The organism is Comamonas sp. lk (assembly GCF_900564145.1).
In the GTDB taxonomy this organism is placed as follows: domain Bacteria; phylum Pseudomonadota; class Gammaproteobacteria; order Burkholderiales; family Burkholderiaceae_C; genus Comamonas.
The window spans coordinates 3,589,289-3,608,098 of sequence record NZ_UOOB01000001.1 but is presented as its reverse complement, the minus strand read 5'-3'; the positions used below and the strand labels follow the sequence as shown (position 1 = coordinate 3,608,098).

The following is an 18,810-nucleotide window of genomic DNA, read 5'->3' as shown; positions in this document are numbered from 1 at the left end:
TATTCAAAGGAACTTTGCCCATGCTGACGGAAGACGGTAAGCACCTGTATGTGAGCTACGACGAGTACCACGGTCTCATCGAAAAGCTCGCTATCAAGATTCACCAGTCCGGTTGGGAATTCGATACCATCTTGTGCCTGGCACGTGGTGGTCTGCGCCCCGGCGACATCCTGAGCCGCATTTTCGACAAGCCTTTGGCCATCATGTCGACCAGCTCCTACCGCGCCGAAGCCGGTACGGTGCAGGGTCACCTGGACATCGGTCGTTTCATCGCCACGCCCAAGGGCGAGATCGCTGGCCGCGTGCTGCTGGTCGATGATCTGGCGGATTCGGGCGCCACGCTCAAGGCCGTGATCGCCATGCTCAAGACCAACTACGCGCCTATCACCGAGCTGCGTAGCGCAGTGATCTGGACCAAGGGCGTGTCGACTTTCGAGCCCGACTACTCGGTGGACTATCTGGGTACCAACCCCTGGATTCACCAGCCTTTCGAAGGTTACGACTCTCTGCGTCCTGAAAAGCTGATGGAAAAGTGGAAGGTCTGAAGCCAGGCCTTCGGATTATAAAAAAGGAGCCGTCAAGGCTCCTTTTTTATTGAGGACTCACAACAAGTGGGGCCGAGCATCCGGTCTTCTTCAATCCAGGAGGAACTTATGCGTTATTTTCATGAAGTTGCTGCCGATTTCTGCCTGGAAGCTAGGAAAATCAGGGGCTGTGTGCTCACACTATTAATAGCACGCAGCCGTTGATCCCAAGGGGTGACGGTCGTGCAGCCGATCGAGATCGGTCGGAGTGACTTTTATTTTGTGTTGCGCCTTGAATCGCTGGCCTCGGCTGCTGCGGGCTGAGGCTACACTGCGTGGACTTTGAGAAGGTGGTGGTTTGTGGGACGTCTCTCTTTTGGGCGCACTGGCGCCGCTTTGGCGCTGGTTGTCATCGGTGGTGCCGCCATGTGGTGGAGCGCATCTTCCGGGTCAGGACTCAAATCGGTGGAGGTCGCTGCACCCCAGGCTGCAAGCCAGACACCGTCGGCTGCAGCGGGCAATGCGCGGGCATCCTTGCCTGCGACTTCTGCCCCGCAGCCAACCACTGGCGTGGTGGCCGCAGCAGCGGCCCAGTCGGTTCAAGGACCAACGCCCATCTTCGTGCTCAATTCGCTGGATGCCACCATCAGCGTGATCGACCCGGTGACGTGGAAGGAGCAATCGCGCATTCCCACCGGCAAGGAGCCGCACCATCTGTATCTGACGCCTGACGAAAAATCGCTGGTCGTGGCCAATGCGCTGGGCGATACGCTGACCTTGGTGGATCCGCGTACAGGCGCCGTGCAGCGCGTGATCCGCGACATCGTCGACCCCTATCACCTGCGCTTTTCGCCAGACATGAAGTGGTTCATCACCGCAGCTAACCGCTTGAACCATATCGACTTCTACCGCTGGGATGCGGCCACGCAGACGCCGACCCTGGTCAAGCGCGTGTCTACGGGCAAGACGCCCAGCCATCTGTTCATCGATGCGCAAAGCAAGACGCTGTACTCCACCATGCAAGATAGCGATGCGCTGGTGGCCATCGACATCGCGACCCAGACCATCAAGTCCCGCGTGCCCACAGGCGCCATGCCGGCAGATTTGTACGGCAGCCCCGACGGCAAGAAGCTGTTCATCGGCCTGACCGGCAGCGATGCCGTTGAAGTGTTTGACATCACCGGTGCCGAGCCGCGCAGTGTGGGCCTGATCAAGACGGCTGCCGGTGCGCATGCCTTCCGCGCTGCCGGAGACAACCGCCATCTCTACGTAAGCAATCGTGTGGCCAATACCATCAGCAAGATCGATATGGTGACCGATCAGGTTGTGGCCAATTACCCGGCTCCCGGCGGCCCTGACTGCATGGATGTGTCTGCCGATGGCCGCTACATCTTTGTGGCCTCGCGTTGGGCGCGCAAACTCTCCGTGATCGACACGGTGGAGAAGAAAGTGGTCAATCAGGTCAATGTGGGCAAGTCGCCCCACGGTGTCTGGACACTGTCCCACGCCGCGCGCTGATCTTCTTCATCATGAATCTCAGGCCGTAGACGGGGCCACCAGCGTACTGATGCTGGCCTGAGTCCGGCCTCCCCTAGGAGGGTGGATGCAAAGACGAAATTTCATGGTTGCCGCCGGTGTCGGTGCATGGGCTGCTCAATGGCCGCTGTTGGCGGGTGCCCAGACGGGATTGCCTGCGGCTGCTGCAGCAAAAAACATAGCTGCCAGCGCATGCAGCAAGCCCGTTTACCTGACTTTTGATACCGGTCATATGGGGATTGCACACTTGGTGGCCCAGGTGCTGCGAAAGCACAAGGTGGCCGTCACCTTCTTTGCCGCCAATGAGCGCACCAAAGAGGGGGGCTCCAGCCTCAGCGATTTCTGGGCACCTTGGTGGAAGGCCAGGGCCGATGAGGGCCACATGCTGGCATCGCATACCTATGACCACATGTACTGGGTGGCGGATATTCGCGATAAGGCAAGCGGGCAGGTTACGCACTTCAAGGTCAGGCCCTCGGCGGGCGACAAGGCCAATAAAAGCTTTGTGGTGTCTGCGGCCGAGTACTGTGAGGAAATCGGCCGGGCGGCCAGCCGTCTGGAAGCCATGACCGGGCACAAGACGCTTCCTCTGTATCGCGCGCCAGGCGGAAAAACCTCTCCCGCCCTGATTGCTGCGGCAGAGCAAGGCGGCTACAAGCAGGTGGGCTGGGCCAGCGCCGGCTTTCTGGGCGATGAGCTGCCCAGCGAAAAATACCCCAATGACCGCCTGCTGGCCCAGGCGCTCCAGAATATTCGCAGCGGCGATATTTTGCTGGCCCATCTGGGCATCTGGTCGCGCCAGGACCCCTGGGCACCGGCGGTGTTGGAGCCGCTGATCACGGGATTGCTGGAGCGGGGTTTTTGTTTTCGGACGCTGGCAGAGCATCCCGCCTATATGCCGTGGATTGCCCAGGCCCGAGACCATGCCTCGGTCAAGAAGTAAGCAGCTGAGGAGTGCATTGTGAATTGGTTGGTCGGTTGGTTTGGTGATGCCCAGCAGTGGCTTTTTGAAAGCGCGGTCCAGCCTTTGCTGTTCTACGCCGGCATGGCCAATTTGCTGGAGGACGGCTATGCAGCAACAGGCTGGTTGCTGGTGGGCCTGCTGCAGATCGTCATCATGGTCTGCGTTATCGCTCCGCTGCAGCTTTGGCGGCCAGTGGAGGCGGTGACCGATAGAAAAGCGATTCGCGTGGACATCATCTACACCCTGATTCACCGCCTGGGCCTGTTTCGCCTGGCGCTGTTTTTCACGCTGGACCCCTTGTGGGATGCCATCATGGGCCGACTCCATGTCTGGGGTATGCCGGCTTTTCACCTGGACGATATCTGGCCCGGCATCACGGACAACGCCTGGATCAGCCTGCTCATGTATCTGCTGGTCTTCGATCTGGTGGAGTACTGGATACACCGTGGTCAGCATGGCTACACCTGGTGGTGGAAGCTGCATGCCGTGCACCATTCGCAGCGCCAGATGACGGTCTGGAGCGATGATCGCAACCACCTGCTGGACGATGTGATTCACGACACCATCATCGTCTTGGTGGCTCAGCTGATTGGAGTGGCGCCGGGCCAGTTTGTGGCGATTGTGGCGCTTACCCAGCTCAGCCAGAGCCTGCAGCACGCCAATGTGCGCATGTGGTTTGGCTGGATCGGTGAGCGGCTGTGGATCAGCCCGCGCTTTCACCGTCGTCACCATGCGGTTGGCATAGGTCATGAACCCATGGCACCGGTGCGTAACAAAAAAGCCCATGGCAATAATTTTGGCGTGCTCCTGCCCTGGTGGGATATGTTGTTTGGCACGGCCAATTTCGAGCTGCGTTATGACCCCACAGGCATACGCGATCAGGTGCGCCCCGATGCGGCGGGCCAGTTGCGCGACTACGGCCAAGGCTTCTGGTCGCAACAATGGCGTGCAATCTTACGGTTGATGGGTCGCGCTTAAGGCCGGGCTTGGGTATGCTTGCTGGCATGAACTTGCTACTGGACTCCTTCTGGCGTGCCCTGGCGTATTGCGTACACAAGCGGGTGATTGCCTGGTCACTGTTTCCTCTGCTGCTCATGACGCTGATGGTCTGGGGCCTGGGGTATTTCTTCTGGGCCGATGCCGTGCAGAAGGTACAGGCTTTGCTTGACGGCGTAGGCTGGTTGCACAGGCTGTGGGTCTGGATGCAGGAGCACGGTGTGGGCTACGCCTCGGAAGTGGTGGCCTCCATGCTGGTGGTGCTGGGCACCGGCCCCATCATCGTGGTCGTCTCCTTGCTGCTGGTGGCCATGTTCATGACGCCGGCTCTTACCGAGCTGGTGGCACAAAAGCGCTTTCCGGTCCTGGAGAAAAAGCAGGGCGGCTCCACCCTGGCCAGCCTCAGCTGGTCTGCAGGCTCCACCGGCATTGCACTGATTGCCCTGGTGGTCACCTTGCCGCTGTGGGTCATGCCCCCGCTGATGCTGCTGGTGACGCCCATGATCTGGGGCTGGCTCACTTACCGCGTCATGGCTTTTGATGCACTGGCCGAGCATGCCAGCAAGCCTGAGCGTCGCAGCCTGTTTGTGCGCTATCGGGCTGCGTTGATCTTCATGGGCCTGGTCTGCGGCTATCTGGGTGCGGCACCGGGCGTGATCTGGATCTCCGGCCTGGTCTTTATTGCGGCCTTCTGGGTGCTGATTCCCATCGCCATCTGGATTTACGCCATGGTGTTCGCTTTCTCATCCCTGTGGTTTGCGCATTTCTGTCTGGCCGCCCTGGAGCAGATGCGCAAGGAGCCCAGCCGTGGTGCTCAGGAGCCCCAGGTGCCGTTTGCGCCAGGGACGCAGGCCTCCTCGGCACCCTAGTCAAATTGCGGTGCATTCTTTTGGGCATGAGATCGCCACACTCTCTTGAATGCACCTTCTTGGTGCAATTAAATTCACTGATTTGGTGCAAATTTTGAACATCGCACTAAGGTGAGACAATTTGCACCGAGTTGGTGATGGCAGTGGAATATGCTTATTCAAGGCAAGTGCAGGACTTACTTGCCAAATGCTGACTTTGCAGCATGACAAGAAGTTGGCACGGAAGCTGCTTTATTTCTTTTATCGTTAATTTGATCAGCCAAGTTGGCAGGAGTGATCTGATGGCAAAGACCGTTGCAGACGTGATGAAGATGGTGGAGGAGAACGAAGTCAAATTCGTCGACCTGCGCTTTACAGATACCCGCGGCAAGGAACAGCACGTGACCGTGCCTGTGTCGCACTTCGATGATGACAAGTTCACCTCGGGCCATGCTTTTGACGGTTCGTCCGTTGCTGGCTGGAAGGGTATCGAAGCTTCGGACATGCAGCTCATGCCCGACCCCAACACCGCCAACATCGATCCTTTCTTTGAAGAAACCACACTGATCTTGCAGTGTGATGTGATCGAACCCGGTGATGGCAAGGCCTATGACCGCGATCCCCGCTCCATCGCCAAGCGCGCTGAAGCCTATCTGAAGTCTTCCGGCCTGGGCGATACCGCCTACTTCGGACCGGAACCCGAATTCTTCATCTTCGACGGCGTGCGCTGGGGTACCGAACCTCACAACCCCTTCTTCGAAATTGAAGAATACGAAGCTCCCTGGAATACCGGCACCAAGTTCGAAGGCGGCAACCGCGGTCACCGTCCTCGCACCAAAGGTGGCTACTTCCCCGTGCCTCCCGTCGACAGCACGCAAGACATGCGCGCCGAGATGTCCCTGATTCTGGAATCCGTGGGCATTCCCGTCGAAGTGTTCCACCACGAAGTGGCAGGCGCTGGCCAAAACGAAATTGGCACCCGCTTCTCCACTCTGGTTGAGCGCGCCGACTGGACACAGCTGCAAAAGTACGTGATCTGGAACGTGGCCAACACCTACGGCAAGACGGCAACCTTCATGCCCAAGCCCTATGCTGGCGACAACGGTTCCGGCATGCACGTGCACCAGTCCGTGTGGAAGGATGGCAAGAACCTGTTCGCCGGTGACGGCTATGCCGGTCTGTCCGACTTCGCCCTGTACTACATTGGCGGCATCATCAAGCACGCCCGTGCCCTGAACGCCATCACCAACCCAGGTACCAACAGCTACAAGCGTCTGGTTCCCGGTTTTGAAGCGCCTGTGAAGCTGGCTTACTCGGCCAAGAACCGCTCCGCTTCCATCCGTATTCCTTACGTGAGCAACCCCAAGGGCCGCCGCGTGGAAGCTCGCTTCCCCGATCCATTGATGAACCCCTACCTGGGCTTCTCGGCTCTGCTGATGGCGGGTCTGGACGGCGTGGAAAACAAGATCCATCCCGGCGAAGCTGCGACCAAGGATCTGTACCATCTGCCTCCCGAGGAAGACAAGCTGGTGCCCACCGTCTGCCACAGCCTGGATCAGGCTCTGGAAGCACTGGACGCCGACCGCGCCTTCCTGACCAAGGGTGGTGTGTTCACAGACAGCATGCTGGATGCCTACATTGAACTGAAGATGGGTGAAGTGACCCGCTTCCGCCAGGCCGTGCACCCTGTCGAATACGATATGTACTTCTCGCTGTAATCGCAGCAGGCAGTTCAGAAAAGGCGACGCAAGTCGCCTTTTTCATTGCTGCGGCTCTGTATTCAGCAGGAACCAAACAGCGGTAAGCAAGTCAATCAATCGCATCAAGACGCAAGCTTGGAGCGATACTTGCAATATTGAAATGGCTGTGCTGTCCCAAGTGGATAGCCCGAGGGAGCTGAATGAAAAAACTGTTTGTGTCGTCGCTGTTGCTGGCTATATGCGCTGGGAGCTGGGCGCAGGATGTGATCTACCGCTGTGGGAACGAATATACGAACAACGTTTCCCAGGCCAAAGCCAAAGGCTGCAAGCCGGTGGATGGCAGCGGCGTCACAGTGATCCATGGCACGCGTGCAGCCCAGCCTGCGGCACCAAAAGTGCAGAGCGGCAACGCATCATCTGGCAGCTCTGCCCCTGCCCGCCCGGCTGAGAACAGCGCAGCGCAAAAAGCCCGGGATTCGGATGCCCGCGCCATCCTGCAGTCCGAACTGAGCAAGGCCCAGGCTCGTTTGGCTGAACTCAAGGCGGAATACAACGACGGCAATCCCGTGCGCACGGCGCTGGAGTTGCGCAACCCTCAGGGCTACCCAGAGCGCGTGGCCAAACTCAAGGCGGATATTGCCCGCCAGGAAAGCGATATTGCCGGTATCCGGCGCGAGCTGGAGCGTCTGCCTCCGGCTAACTAGCGCTGGCCAGTTCACGTGCAAGTTATGGCTCCTACCGCAGCTTGGCAGGTCAAGCTGTGAACGATTTATGCGGGGCGGCAGATGCAGCCACCCCCGTCAGGGTTTCGCATGAGCACCACTTTTGTTCCCTCCTTGGCGCAGCAGTCCTCTGCTGGCGTCAAAAACTACCAGGCCCTGGATTTGCTGTGCACGCTGATTGCCGTGCTGGACATGAATGGCGCCATCTGCTTTGCCAATGCAGCGCTGGAAAATGCCCTGGGGCAATCGCGCCGCACCATGGAAGGCGGAGAGTTTGCGCTGAGCTTTACCGAGCCCGCCCTGCTGGACAAAGCCCTGAGCGGAGCCCGCAGCAACGACTTCGCAGCGCTGCGCTTTGAAGCCAGTCTGCAGCGCCTGGGCCAGGAGCCCTTGCCGGTGCACGCCACGGTCTCCATAGCGGAGCAAACCGGTCATGTCATGGTGGAGATGTGGCCGCTGGAGCAACAGGCCCGCCAGGACCGCGAGGAGCGGCTGCGTGAGCAGGCCCAGGCCAACAAAGAGCTGATCCGCAATCTGGCCCATGAGATCAAGAATCCGCTGGGCGGCATACGTGGCGCGGCCCAGCTGCTGCAGATGGACCTGGCCTCGCCCGAGCTGCGTGAATACACCACGGTCATCGTGCACGAAGCCGATCGCCTGCAGGCCTTGGTGGACAGGCTTTTGGCCCCGCACCGCCATCCGCACGATGTGGGTGATGTCAACATCCACGAGGTGTGCGAGCGCGTGCGCTCTCTGGTGCTGGTGGAGTTTCCGCAAGGCCTCAAGATCACCCGCGATTACGACATCTCCATTCCTGAATTCCGGGGCGACAGCGCCCAGCTCATTCAGGCGGTGCTCAACATTGTCCAGAATGCGGCCCAGGCGCTGAGTTTGCGCATCGCACAAGGCGATGGCGAGATTATTCTGAGAACACGGGTGGCCAGGCAGGTGACCTTGGGGCGTCAGCGTTACAGACTGGCATTGGAATTGCATGTGATCGACAACGGATCAGGTGTGCCCGATGCCATCAAGGAGCGGATTTTCTACCCCTTGGTATCGGGCCGCGATGGCGGCTCCGGCCTGGGTTTGACACTGGCTCAAACCTTTGTTCAGCGTCACCATGGTCTGATCGAATGCGAAAGCCAGCCTGGACGCACGGATTTCAGAATACTGATTCCGCTGCCCTGAGCTCCGGGTTCAGGCATCTGCCAACATAGCAAAAAACGGGAAGGGATAAGCAGCAATGAAGCCGATCTGGATTGTGGACGACGACCCTTCCATCCGCTTTGTGCTTGAAAAAGCGCTGGGCCGCGAAGGCTGGCCCATTCGCAGCTTCACCCAGACGCGGGATGTGCTCAAGGCCCTGGCCGATACCGACAGCAGTGACCCCGCACGCCAGCCCCCCCAGGTGCTGGTCAGCGATATCCGCATGCCCGGCGGCTCTGGTCTTGAGTTGTTGGAGCAGGTGAGGGCGCAGCAGCCGGGATTGCCCATGATCATCATGACGGCCTACTCCGATCTGGACAGCGCCGTCTCGGCCTTTCAGCGTGGTGCGTTTGAGTACCTGCCCAAGCCTTTTGATGTGCCCAAGGCGGTGGAGCTGATCCGTCGTGCGGTGGAGGAAAGCCAGCGCGAGGAAGAAGCGGAAGTCCAGGCGCCGCTGCAGGCGGAGATGCTGGGTCAGGCTCCGGCCATGCAGGATGTGTTTCGCGCTATCGGGCGCCTGAGTCAAAGCCAGGTCACGGTGCTGATCACCGGTGAATCGGGTTCAGGCAAGGAGCTGGTGGCCCGAGCACTGCACAAGCATTCTCCCGTCTCGGGTGGCCCGTTTGTAGCTATCAATACGGCTGCAATCCCCAAGGATTTGCTGGAGTCCGAGCTCTTCGGCCATGAGCGTGGCGCTTTTACCGGCGCGCAGACCCAGCGCCGCGGCCGCTTCGAACAAGCGGAAGGCGGCACGCTGTTTCTTGATGAAATCGGCGACATGCCGTTCGAGTTGCAAACCCGCTTGCTGCGTGTGCTCTCCGACGGGCATTTCTATCGCGTGGGCGGGCACCAGGCCGTCAAAGCCCATGTGCGGGTGATTGCGGCCACCCACCAGGATCTGGAGCTGCGCGTCAAGGATGGCGTGTTTCGTGAGGACTTGTTCCACCGTCTGAACGTGATCCGCCTGCGCCTGCCGGCTTTGCGTGAACGCCGCGAGGATGTTCCCATGCTCACCCAGCATTTTCTGCAGCAAAGTGCCAAGCAACTGGGGGTGGAACCCAAGCGCATGGGCACCATGGCCTTGCACCGCCTGCAGGCTTTCGACTTCCCGGGTAATGTGCGCCAGCTCGAGAATATCTGCCACTGGCTCACCGTCATGGCTCCCGCGCAGCAAATCGCCCTCAAGGATTTGCCGCCCGAGGTGCTGGGAGGCCAGCCTTTGCCTGCCATGGGAGCCGTGAGCACGGTGCTGGTGGCCTTGCCTGAAAGCCCGGTCGCGCAAGCCGCTCAGCCGGTGGCAGCCTTGGCTGAAACCAGCGCAATGAGTGCTGTGCAAAGCAGCACCGCAGACGCAGGCTGGTTGCAGGATCTGGGCAAGCACGCCCAGCAATTGCTCGCCCAGGGCCATAACGATGTCTGGGATCAGCTTTCCCAGCAGTTTGAAGCCCAGTTGCTGCGAACTGCTCTGGTGGCCACACATGGCCGCAGGGTAGAAGCCGCCAGCCGACTGGGAATAGGCCGAAACACCATCACCCGAAAATTGCAGGAACTGGGACTGGACGACGAGAGTTTCGATTGATTTCGGGCTGCAATCGACTTGGGCTCAGAGGTGATAGGCCCTGAATTCTGCTCTTTGTGAGTGCTGCCAAGGCCGAATGTTTCTGATTGTTAGATTTGAAACATACGGCCTGCTTTCCTACAGAAAGCCGTTGGCCGCGCCGACTTCCACTTTTTGCCGACCGCACAATAATCTGCCATCAACCGGTCTTTGATGGGGGGTTGTGATTTGCTGGCTCGTCGCATGTTTTCTTTCCTGCCATTCGATGCGCCCTCGGCCCGGTCCGGACGGGGGGGGGATGATGGCGGCTGGGAGCAAGCCCAGCTTCCTGCAGCGCAAGAGCTGTTCTGGCGCGAGCGCTATCTCTCTGAGCCTTATTTTGTGGCCGGCCGTGGCTATGACCAATATCAGCCGGCCTATGCTTTGGGCTGGCATGCCGCTCAGCAGCTTGACCGCTCCATATTGAACACCCCCACCATGGCCTCCCTGGCCTTTGCTGCGCAAGATGCCCAGCTGAGTGTGCAATGGAACCAGCGGGTGAGCGCCAGCTTTTTGACCTGGGGCCAGGCGCGCGATGCGGCCAGGGCCGCTTGGATGCAGGCTTTGTGCCCGAAAACGATGCCCAGCAGAAAGGACTCGGATTTGCAGCCTCAGGTCCTGGCCTTGTTGCTGGCGGTTTACATGGCGGGCCGCCAAACGCTTGAGGCCGTGATCAGCTATCGAGGTGCCAAGCACAACAAGGCCATGGGCCAGACCTTGCAACGCATTCAGCTGGAAATGCAGGGTCTGCTGGAGGAGCTCAAGCAGATCCTGCCAGCGCAAGCATTGCAGCAGCATGTGCACAGTGAAAAAAAGCGGCCTGCCAGCCTGGAGATGCTGCAGGATGTCTGGCGTGACGCCCTCTTTTTGCAGGATGAATCCGTCAGCGATATCCAGCGCAGCCTTCAGACATGGTTCAATAGCTATCTTGCGATTTCTCTGGATGCTGTATCTTTGAAGCTGGCGCACCAGCTCAAGCGCCATATGCTCACCCTGCGCGGACACATCACGGCGATTCAGTGGATGGATAGTGGTGCAGCCTGATCAGCATAGATTGCAGCTACTCTTTCAGGGCCAGGTCTTTTACGGACCCAGCCCTGATTTGATTGGCGCTTAGCCCAAAGTCAGAACCACGGGCGCATGGTCGCTGGGTTGCTGATTCTTGCGCGGCGCGCGATCCACGGTGCAGGCACTGACGCTGCTCTTGAGTGCCTCGCTGACCAGTATGTGGTCGATACGCAGGCCACGGTTTTTCTGAAAGCCCAGCATGCGGTAATCCCACCAGGAATAGCTTTTCTCAGGCTGCTCGAACATGCGAAACGCATCCGTGAGCCCCAGCTGCAGCAGGTTCTGAAAATGCTGGCGTTCCTCCACCGTGTGGTGAATCGTGTCTTTCAGGCCCACGGGGTCGAAGGAATCCCTGTCTTCCGGGGCGACGTTGAAGTCGCCCACCAGCACCAGGCGGGGGTGTTTTGCCATCTCGCTTTGCACCCAGTGGTGCAGAGCTTCCAGCCAGCGCATCTTGTAGGCAAATTTGTCCGAACCCGGAGCCTGGCCGTTGACGAAATAGCCGTTGATCAAGCGAATCGGTCCACCCGATGCATCCACGGTGGCCGCAATGATGCGCGCCTGTTCGTCATCGAGTCCCGGAATATTGCGCACCACCTCGCTGGCCGTACTGCGGGTGATCCAGGCCACGCCGTTATAGGTCTTCTGTCCGTGGCTGACGGCCTGGTAGCCGGCTTCTTCAAACGCCATGTGGGGAAATTTGTCGTCGGTGAGCTTGAGTTCCTGCAGACCCAGGGCATCGACCGGGTTGGCCTCCAGCCAGGCCAGCACTTGCGGCAGGCGAACGGTGAGGGAGTTGACGTTCCAGGTGGCTATCTTCATGGGCTATGAATCCTTGATGTGCACGGCCATCGACGAGGGCCGCAGACTTTGGCATGTTCAACCCGCCCCGCTGCGGTTGCGCGAGGCGGCGATGCAGCCATGGTATCAATCCTGAACGGGGTAAGTCGTCTTGCCAAAGCCTTCGGAGTCTGCCTGGGCGCCATCATCAAACACCAGGGTGCGCTCGGGCCAGCGCAGGGCGGCGAGCTTGAAGCGCTGCGTGGGGTCTTCGCCGCGCAGGCGGGCCAGCCAGCGCGCGCCTACCGAGTAATCCACGCAAAACACATTCCCGCGCAGGCCGTGCCAGGACAGCGGCGTGGTGTTGCCGAACAGATTCTCAAACTGGGCGCCGTGCGCCGGCGCATCGCCGGGCAGCATGCGGCGCCAGTAATGCCCCACGACGACGGCCGGCTCCTCGTCATATTCGTTCCACCAGCCCACACGTTCCACAAAGCGCCATTTTCCGCCTGCGTAAAAAGGGTTGCGGCATTCGCGTTCTACGCCGGCCGTCAGCACCTTCAGCGGGTTGACCATGGCCTTGCCCAGCTCGTTTTCACTATGAGCGGCTAGGAACGGGGGCGCATAGCGGTAGTCTTCCAGGCTGTGCGGCCACGATTGCTCTTCCAGCCGCATGCGCTCGGCCACACAGCTGGCCTGGGCCTGGTCGGCAGCCAGCTCTTCAAAGTGATCGTAGGCGCTGCGGGCGCTACCCAAAGGCAGTTCGCGAACCATGGCTATCTGCGCGGGGCGCCAGGCTGCGTGAACAATGCGCAGGTCCTCACGCTCCAGCGCAATGGGCAGATAGGCCAGCTGATCGAGCAAGGCCGGTGCGGCCTTCTCTTCCAGGCGGGCAAAAGGGGCGTATTTGGGCTGGTCGGCCGCCACGCGGCTGTCGAAAAACCAGCCGGAGCCATCCTTGGCGTCTTCGCGCAGCAGATTGATTTCGTGATTGCCCAGCACGGCATGGGCTTTGCCCGATGCCAGCATGGGCAGGATGCGGCCCAGCACGGCCGGGCTGTCGGGGCCACGGTCACAGAAGTCGCCCACAAAGACCAGGCGCCGGCCTTGGGGGTGATTGCCTTCCCTGTCGTAGCCCAGATGCGCCAGCAACTGCTCCAGTGCCGCAATTTCGCCGTGGATATCGCCAACGATATCGACGGGACCGGGGGGCAGGGGCTGGACAAGGCTCATGAAAGGGGAGGAAGTGATGCAGGCGCTGTGGCGCCGAATGCAGAAAATTCACCTGACGAGCACAAGCCAGAGGCCTGGGCCAGGAACTGTGGTTAAGGTTTTTGACCTGGACGTGCTGCTTATTATCGTGATGTTGCAACGGCGCACGCCAGATGTCTGCTGTCACGGGAAGGACTTTGGCCTCAGGTCAGCAAAGCGTCGCCGTCCGCCCAATCAAAAGATCGAGCAAAAAAGGCCATGCATGCATGGCCTGTGAACGTGGGCTGCTCTGACGCTCAATCGCGGCTGTAGCGCACAAAGCTGTAGGGCAGTCCGTTGGCGGCCACATGGTCGCTGCGCTGTCTGGCTTTCCACTCTGCGCCCAGCACCGGGGCATAGGCATCGCCTTCGTAGTCGCGGCCGATTTCGGTCACTTCCACGCTGTCGGCCAGGGGCAGGGCCTGGGCGTAGATTTGCGCGCCGCCTATGACCCAGACATCGCTGGAGATTTGCCGCCCTAGTTGCAGCGCTTCTTCCAGGCTGGCTGCAGGCCGCACGCTTTCCGAGACCGGATCGGCTTGCCAGCCGGCCTGGCGGGTGACGACGATATTGGTGCGTCCGGGCAGAGGACGAAAGCGCGGCGGCAGCGAGTCCCAGGTCTTGCGACCCATGATGACGGCGCAGCCGTGGGTCAGTTGCTTGAAATGCGCCATGTCTTCGGGCAGGTGCCAGGGCATGGCGTTGTCCTTGCCGATGACGCCGTTGGCCGCGCGGGCATAGATGAGATGAATAGCCATAACTATGAATAAAGAAGCTGTCTGCGCTTGATCGGGGTGGATTTCAGTCTCTTTTCAACCTGAAACCCCATCCGGATAAGCGCAAGCAGCTTTTGATTGGATAGCGTTTTACTTTGTTCGCTCGCTGGATCAGACGGCCACGGGTGCCTTGATGGCAGCGTGGTGCTGGTATTCCAGCACTTCGAAATCCTCGTACGTGTAGTCGAAGATGGAATCGGGCTTGCGCTTGATGTTCAGCAGCGGATAGGGGAAGGGCTGGCGGGTCAGCTGGGTGGCGACCTGATCGAAATGGTTGTTGTAGATATGGCAGTCGCCGCCGGTCCAGATGAAGTCGCCCACGGCCAGATCGCATTGCTGGGCCAGCATATGGGTCAGCAGCGCGTATGACGCAATATTGAAGGGCACGCCCAGAAAGATGTCGGCGCTGCGCTGGTAGAGCTGGCAGGAGAGCTTGCCGTCGGCCACATAGAACTGGAAGAAGGCATGGCAGGGCATGAGGGCCATCTGATCCAGATCGGCCACATTCCAGGCGCTGACGATGATGCGGCGGCTGTCCGGGTTGTGCTTGAGCTGTTTGACCACCTCGGCAATCTGGTCGATGTGCGTGCCGTCGGCCTTGGGCCAGCTGCGCCACTGCACGCCGTACACCGGGCCCAGGTCGCCGGTTTCCTTATCGGCCCACTCGTCCCAGATGGTGCAGCCGCGCTCTTGCAGCCACTTGACGTTGCTGTCGCCGCGCAGAAACCAGAGCAGCTCATTGATGATGGACTTGAGGTGCACCTTTTTGGTGGTGACCAGAGGGAAACCTTCGGACAAGTCAAAACGCATCTGGTGGCCGAACACGCTGCGCGTTCCGGTGCCGGTGCGGTCGGTCTTGGCCACGCCGTTTTCAAAGACGTGGCGCATGAAGTTTTCGTACTGCGAGCGCACGGGGCGCAAAGTGGCGGTCGTAGAGGTCATGGCGCAAATGTGTTGGGGGCGATGAGGCGGGAGCTTGGTTGCCAGTGCCCATCGGCCATAGCAAATCAGGAGGTGGGCCTATCCGGCCCGCTATGCGGGCAGTGTGCCACGGGATGAACTGACGCTCACGGCGGCTGGTCAATCCGGCGCCGAGGCGGCGGCAGTCCGCGACAACTTGAAATACCTGCAGTTGTCTCCGTCATGCCTGCGCCCGCACAATGGTCTGCCTGCCACTGATGGAGATGAATCCCATGCCATGGACGGTTTTCAAGGCCGCTTGCGCTTTGAGCGCGGCTGTGCTGCTGGCCGCTTGCGACAAGCCTGCCAGCAAGGCTCCAGCCAATGCACCCGCTGGCTCGGCGGTGAACTCGGTGCAACCCGCTCCTGCGGAAAAACCGCAGGCCGACCCGGCCAAGCCGGGGCCCCAAGAGGTACTGCTTCCCTACAAAGGTCCGGATACGGAGCCAGGCCTGGCAAGCATGGCCATGCAGGTGGGCAAATACCACTCGGAAGGCCTGGATTATCTGAAAGAAGGGGTGTTGGCCAAGCGCCTCAAGGCCTTGCTGGGCGAGCAATACGCCACGCTGCTGGAGAATCTGGGCACTTCGGGCCCGCTGGAGCAGCACGGCCAGTTGCTGTCGCTCACGGGCAACCGGCCGCATCAGGGCGGCGACGAGAGTGCCGCCATCGTGATTGACCCCGCGCGCAATGGCTTGCGCGTCTGGCTGCAGCACCAGGGGCAGCAAACCGTGTTCACCGATGTGGAAGGCGATGCGATTGCCTGGCCCGAGCCGGTTCAGGTCTTCATGGGCAATGCCATGGGCAAATAGGCTGGTGCTGCATAAAAAAGCCCTCCGGTCCATTGCGGGCCGGAGGGCTTGGTTTTGCAGCGATCAGCTCTTCGCCAGCACCACGCCGGGGTTCATGATGCCTTGGGGATCCAGTGCATTTTTGATGGCGTGCATCATTTGCAGCGCAACCGGCGACTGGTATTTCTCCAGCTTGTCGACCTTGAGGGCGCCCACGCCGTGCTCGGCCGAGAAGGAGCCGTCAAACGCCGCCACGGCTTCATACACCAGGTGGTTGACCAGAGCTTCCTTGTCGCGCAGAAACTGCTTGCCGTCCTCGCCTTCGGGCACTTGCACGTTGTAGTGCAGATTGCCGTCGCCCAGGTGGCCGAAATTGACCAGGCGCACGCCGGGAATCTCGCGCTGCAGCACGGCGTCGGCATGTTCCACAAAGGCGGGAATGCGCGAGGCGGCAATCGAGATGTCGTGCTTGATATTCAGCCCTTCCTCTGCCTGGGCCAGCGGAATGCTCTCGCGGATATGCCACAGCTCATGGGCTTGGGCGATGCTCTCGGCCACCACGGCATCCAGCACGCAACCGTCTTCAAAAGCCAGTTCCAGCAAGTGTTCAAAGCGTTCGCGAGCGTGTTGTTCGGATTCGCTGTCGGCGTTCTCCAGCAGTACATAGTAGGGCGGTGCATCGGCCATGCCGGCAAACGGCACGCGCAGCTGAGGCATGTGCTTGATCACCAGGCTCAGCGCGAACTGGCCCATGACCTCAAAGCCCGTCAGGCCCGCACCCAGATGCTGGTGCGACAGGCCCAGCAGGCGCACGGCCGCTTCCATGCTGGGCACGGCAGCCCAGGCGGTCAGCTGCGCGGCGGGCTGGGGAAAGAGCTTCATGGTCGCGCCGGTGATGATGCCCAGCGTGCCTTCGCTGCCTATGAAGAGATTGCGCAGGTCGTAACCGGTGTTGTCCTTGCGCAGGCCCTTCAAGCCATCCCAGATCTCGCCTTGGGGCGTGACCACCTCCAGACCCAGGCACAGATCGCGGGTGTTGCCATAGCGCACCACCTGCGTGCCGCCGGCATTGGTGCCCAGATTGCCGCCAATGGTGCAGCTGCCTTCGGCGGCCAGCGACAGCGGAAACAGCAGGCCTTCCTTGTCCGCCACATCCTGCAGGTTTTGCAAAATGCAGCCCGCATCCATGGTGAAGCTGAGGTTGTCGCGGTCTATATGGCGTACCTGGTTCATGCGGGTGAGGCTGAGCACCACCTGGGTGCCGCTGTCATCGGGGGTGGAGCCTACCGACAGGCCGGTATTGCCGCCCTGGGGCACGATCTGCACCTGGGCTGCCGCGCAGGCCTTGACCACGGCGGCCACCTCGGCCGTGTTGCCGGGGCGCACCACCGCCAGCGCCTTGCCGTGCACGCGCTTGCGCCAGTCTTGTTCGTAGGCGGTCAGATCGCCCTCGGCGAGTACATGGGAAGCACCAACGATCTGGCGCAGTTGATCTAGAAATGCAGTGGCGGGCATAAATAATTTCGTAGCTTGCAAGGGCCGCAAAACAAGGGCTTTCTTGCGAATAAGGGGAAGTCTAGCGCTGGCAGGGCGGGCCTTGCCTGAACAAGCGCAAGCCTAGGGCATGGCGCTTTGTTGGACAATCGAAATAAATTGCTAAGTTATGCCAGTTTTTCCGAATAATCTCAGCCTACGCCAGCTGCGCGCCTTCGATGAAGTCGCCCGCCAGGGCGCGTTTGCGCCTGCAGCCAAGGAGTTGTGCATCACCCAGTCGGCCCTGTCGGAGTCCATCCGCCAGTTGGAGGACGCCGTGGGCATGCGCCTGTTCGACCGCACCACGCGCACCGTGGGGCTGACCAGCGCGGGCCAGTCCTTTCTGCTCGATGTGCGTCAGGCTTTCGAAGTGCTGGATCAGGGGGTCAAAAACCTCGAAGACCTGGCCGCCCTGCGCCAGGGCAAGGTGCGCATTGCGGCGGCGCCATCCATGCTGGCGGTGATCGTCTTGCCGCTGCTGCCCCAGATGCGCAAGCTGTACCCGGGGATTGCCGTGGATTTGCTGGAGGAAAGCGCCGAGGGCATTGCCTTGCGCGTGCGCGACGGTGCCGTGGATTTTGGCGTGGGTGCCGCCCACCCGGCGGGGGCGGAGCTGCTGACCCAGCCGCTGGTCAGCGACCAGATGGGCCTGATTGCCCGCGCCGATGAGCCCTTGCTAAAAGCGCCCAGGCTGGAGGTCGCGCAGCTGGCGCATCTGCCTTTTGTGGGGTTGACCACGGACACCGCCATCAGCCAGTTGCTGGCCCGCGCGCCGGGCATGCCGGCCAATGTGCTCAATACCTCGCTGCGCGTCTCGGATCCGCCGCTGCTGTTCGAGGCCGTGCGGCTGGGTCTGGGCGTGTCCCTGATTCCAGCGCTGACGGCCAGGCATCCGGCATCGCGCGATCTGCGTTTCAGGGCGCTGGATGCGCCGCATCTCTTGCGCAGCAGCCTGATGATCCAGCGGCCCAGGCGCGCCCTGTCTCCGGCAGCCCAGCTTTTGTTTGAGGCCGTGCAACAGCGCGTGCGGGCGCTATCGCGTTACGAAGGTATTTTTCTCGACTGAATCAGGCCGCCGCCGACGCTGCAGCCCTGGCGGCCTTCACGGCTTTTTGCCGCCAGCGCACATGGGCGGCGCAGGCCATGAACAGCAGCACGCACAGTGCAATCTCGCCCATGGCCAGCCAGCGGCTGGGGGCCGCATCGCCCCAGGCGCGCACCACGCCTTCGGTGAAGTACAGCCACACCAGCAGGCTCACCCAGCGGTAGGTATACATGCGTCGCTTGAGCAGGCCTACCAAGGCAAAGGCCAGCGGCAAGGCTTTGAGGAATAACAGCGTGCCGCCGGGACGCAGCGGCGCCAGCCACAGCTCCCAGGCCACGCTCAGCACGATCAGGCCCAGCAGGCTGCCAGCGGCCAGCCAGCGGGTGGCCGCCACATCGGCGCCCGGTTGCATGGCCGGCAGGGCCTGTTCGGTGATGGTGGATGGGGTTGCGTCAGTCATTGGGATGGCATCATATCGACCATGGCAGCCCCTTTTGAATCAGATCTGATATG

At 60.7% G+C, this 18,810-nt stretch carries 19 protein-coding genes; 13 read left to right on the top strand and 6 right to left on the bottom strand.

From position 1 onward, the window contains the following. Positions 1-20 precede the first annotated feature (20 nt). The 10 genes from EAO39_RS16455 (at position 21) to EAO39_RS16410 (ending at position 11,137) form a co-directional block, all read left to right on the top strand. Positions 21-545, top strand: a complete 525-nt coding sequence (locus tag EAO39_RS16455) for a phosphoribosyltransferase family protein (RefSeq protein WP_120969450.1) — start codon at positions 21-23, stop codon at positions 543-545. Between the two features lie 375 nt (positions 546-920). Beyond that, a complete protein-coding gene (locus EAO39_RS16450) occupies positions 921-2,042 on the top strand; it encodes a beta-propeller fold lactonase family protein (RefSeq protein WP_240467113.1) in 1,122 nt (373 codons plus the stop codon). A gap of 85 nt (positions 2,043-2,127) precedes the next feature. Next, positions 2,128-3,003, top strand: coding sequence for a polysaccharide deacetylase family protein (locus EAO39_RS16445; RefSeq protein WP_162989598.1), 876 nt, complete (start codon positions 2,128-2,130; stop codon positions 3,001-3,003). 18 nt (positions 3,004-3,021) lie between these two features. Beyond that, positions 3,022-4,002 (top strand): sterol desaturase family protein, encoded by a 981-nt coding sequence (locus tag EAO39_RS16440; RefSeq protein ID WP_120969441.1) that lies wholly within the window; start codon positions 3,022-3,024, stop codon positions 4,000-4,002. A gap of 14 nt (positions 4,003-4,016) precedes the next feature. Beyond that, a complete protein-coding gene (locus EAO39_RS16435) occupies positions 4,017-4,889 on the top strand; it encodes an EI24 domain-containing protein (protein WP_120969438.1) in 873 nt (290 codons plus the stop codon). Positions 4,890-5,170: 281 nt separating this feature from the next. Continuing rightward, complete coding sequence (glnA, locus tag EAO39_RS16430) at positions 5,171-6,586, top strand: type I glutamate--ammonia ligase (protein WP_120969434.1); 1,416 nt, start codon at positions 5,171-5,173, stop codon at positions 6,584-6,586. A gap of 182 nt (positions 6,587-6,768) precedes the next feature. Continuing rightward, the gene (locus tag EAO39_RS16425) at positions 6,769-7,272 is read left to right on the top strand and encodes a hypothetical protein (protein ID WP_120969431.1); all 504 of its coding nucleotides are present in this window, start codon (positions 6,769-6,771) and stop codon (positions 7,270-7,272) included. A 108-nt stretch (positions 7,273-7,380) separates the two neighbouring features. After that, positions 7,381-8,478 carry a nitrogen regulation protein NR(II) gene (gene glnL / locus EAO39_RS16420; RefSeq protein ID WP_120969428.1) on the top strand — a complete coding sequence of 366 codons (1,098 nt, stop codon included), beginning with the start codon at positions 7,381-7,383 and terminating at the stop codon, positions 8,476-8,478. 55 nt (positions 8,479-8,533) lie between these two features. Further along, positions 8,534-10,075: a nitrogen regulation protein NR(I) gene (ntrC, locus tag EAO39_RS16415; RefSeq protein WP_120969425.1), complete on the top strand. Its 1,542-nt coding sequence runs from the start codon at positions 8,534-8,536 to the stop codon at positions 10,073-10,075. Positions 10,076-10,297: 222 nt separating this feature from the next. Continuing rightward, positions 10,298-11,137: a hypothetical protein gene (locus EAO39_RS16410; protein WP_120969422.1), complete on the top strand. Its 840-nt coding sequence runs from the start codon at positions 10,298-10,300 to the stop codon at positions 11,135-11,137. 69 nt (positions 11,138-11,206) lie between these two features. On the opposite strand, the gene xth is transcribed toward EAO39_RS16410, so the two are convergent. Both xth and EAO39_RS16400 read right to left on the bottom strand, forming a co-directional pair. Further along, entirely contained in the window at positions 11,207-11,983 is a 777-nt protein-coding gene (gene xth, locus EAO39_RS16405) for an exodeoxyribonuclease III (RefSeq protein WP_120969419.1), read from the bottom strand. 105 nt (positions 11,984-12,088) lie between these two features. Further along, the gene (locus tag EAO39_RS16400; protein ID WP_120969417.1) at positions 12,089-13,174 is read right to left on the bottom strand and encodes a metallophosphoesterase; all 1,086 of its coding nucleotides are present in this window, start codon (positions 13,172-13,174) and stop codon (positions 12,089-12,091) included. Here EAO39_RS16400 and EAO39_RS16395 point away from each other — a divergent pair. Further along, positions 13,173-13,430, top strand: a complete 258-nt coding sequence (locus EAO39_RS16395) for a hypothetical protein (protein ID WP_120969414.1) — start codon at positions 13,173-13,175, stop codon at positions 13,428-13,430. The genes EAO39_RS16400 and EAO39_RS16395 overlap by 2 nt on opposite strands. Before the next feature lie 19 nt (positions 13,431-13,449). On the opposite strand, the gene EAO39_RS16390 is transcribed toward EAO39_RS16395, so the two are convergent. Next, complete coding sequence (locus EAO39_RS16390; RefSeq protein WP_120969411.1) at positions 13,450-13,950, bottom strand: dihydrofolate reductase; 501 nt, start codon at positions 13,948-13,950, stop codon at positions 13,450-13,452. A gap of 129 nt (positions 13,951-14,079) precedes the next feature. After that, positions 14,080-14,910: a thymidylate synthase gene (locus EAO39_RS16385; protein WP_120969408.1), complete on the bottom strand. Its 831-nt coding sequence runs from the start codon at positions 14,908-14,910 to the stop codon at positions 14,080-14,082. Between the two features lie 251 nt (positions 14,911-15,161). Here EAO39_RS16385 and EAO39_RS16380 point away from each other — a divergent pair, with 251 nt between their 5' ends. Further along, positions 15,162-15,740, top strand: coding sequence for a hypothetical protein (locus tag EAO39_RS16380; protein ID WP_120971203.1), 579 nt, complete (start codon positions 15,162-15,164; stop codon positions 15,738-15,740). 63 nt (positions 15,741-15,803) lie between these two features. On the opposite strand, the gene EAO39_RS16375 is transcribed toward EAO39_RS16380, so the two are convergent. Continuing rightward, positions 15,804-17,234 carry an FAD-binding oxidoreductase gene (locus tag EAO39_RS16375; protein WP_120969405.1) on the bottom strand — a complete coding sequence of 477 codons (1,431 nt, stop codon included), beginning with the start codon at positions 17,232-17,234 and terminating at the stop codon, positions 15,804-15,806. Between the two features lie 148 nt (positions 17,235-17,382). Here EAO39_RS16375 and EAO39_RS16370 point away from each other — a divergent pair, with 148 nt between their 5' ends. Further along, on the top strand, positions 17,383-18,318 hold the full coding sequence (locus EAO39_RS16370) for a LysR family transcriptional regulator (RefSeq protein WP_120969402.1): 936 nt from the start codon (positions 17,383-17,385) through the stop codon (positions 18,316-18,318). Between the two features lies 1 nt (position 18,319). On the opposite strand, the gene EAO39_RS16365 is transcribed toward EAO39_RS16370, so the two are convergent. Next, the gene (locus EAO39_RS16365; protein WP_120969399.1) at positions 18,320-18,757 is read right to left on the bottom strand and encodes a DUF2069 domain-containing protein; all 438 of its coding nucleotides are present in this window, start codon (positions 18,755-18,757) and stop codon (positions 18,320-18,322) included. Positions 18,758-18,810: the final 53 nt, after the last annotated feature.

Coding starts and splice junctions, on each gene's coding strand:
- EAO39_RS16445 (WP_162989598.1), top strand. CDS start 2,128: ATGCAAAGACGAAATTTCATGGTTGCCGCCGGTGTCGGTGCATGGGCT.
- EAO39_RS16395 (WP_120969414.1), top strand. CDS start 13,173: ATGAAAGGGGAGGAAGTGATGCAGGCGCTGTGGCGCCGAATGCAGAAA.
- glnL (WP_120969428.1), top strand. CDS start 7,381: ATGAGCACCACTTTTGTTCCCTCCTTGGCGCAGCAGTCCTCTGCTGGC.
- glnA (WP_120969434.1), top strand. CDS start 5,171: ATGGCAAAGACCGTTGCAGACGTGATGAAGATGGTGGAGGAGAACGAA.
- EAO39_RS16425 (WP_120969431.1), top strand. CDS start 6,769: ATGAAAAAACTGTTTGTGTCGTCGCTGTTGCTGGCTATATGCGCTGGG.
- EAO39_RS16400 (WP_120969417.1), bottom strand. CDS start 13,174: ATGAGCCTTGTCCAGCCCCTGCCCCCCGGTCCCGTCGATATCGTTGGC.
- xth (WP_120969419.1), bottom strand. CDS start 11,983: ATGAAGATAGCCACCTGGAACGTCAACTCCCTCACCGTTCGCCTGCCG.
- EAO39_RS16380 (WP_120971203.1), top strand. CDS start 15,162: ATGCCATGGACGGTTTTCAAGGCCGCTTGCGCTTTGAGCGCGGCTGTG.
- EAO39_RS16410 (WP_120969422.1), top strand. CDS start 10,298: ATGTTTTCTTTCCTGCCATTCGATGCGCCCTCGGCCCGGTCCGGACGG.
- EAO39_RS16390 (WP_120969411.1), bottom strand. CDS start 13,950: ATGGCTATTCATCTCATCTATGCCCGCGCGGCCAACGGCGTCATCGGC.
- EAO39_RS16435 (WP_120969438.1), top strand. CDS start 4,017: ATGCTTGCTGGCATGAACTTGCTACTGGACTCCTTCTGGCGTGCCCTG.
- ntrC (WP_120969425.1), top strand. CDS start 8,534: ATGAAGCCGATCTGGATTGTGGACGACGACCCTTCCATCCGCTTTGTG.
- EAO39_RS16385 (WP_120969408.1), bottom strand. CDS start 14,910: ATGACCTCTACGACCGCCACTTTGCGCCCCGTGCGCTCGCAGTACGAA.
- EAO39_RS16375 (WP_120969405.1), bottom strand. CDS start 17,234: ATGCCCGCCACTGCATTTCTAGATCAACTGCGCCAGATCGTTGGTGCT.
- EAO39_RS16455 (WP_120969450.1), top strand. CDS start 21: ATGCTGACGGAAGACGGTAAGCACCTGTATGTGAGCTACGACGAGTAC.
- EAO39_RS16365 (WP_120969399.1), bottom strand. CDS start 18,757: ATGACTGACGCAACCCCATCCACCATCACCGAACAGGCCCTGCCGGCC.
- EAO39_RS16370 (WP_120969402.1), top strand. CDS start 17,383: ATGCCAGTTTTTCCGAATAATCTCAGCCTACGCCAGCTGCGCGCCTTC.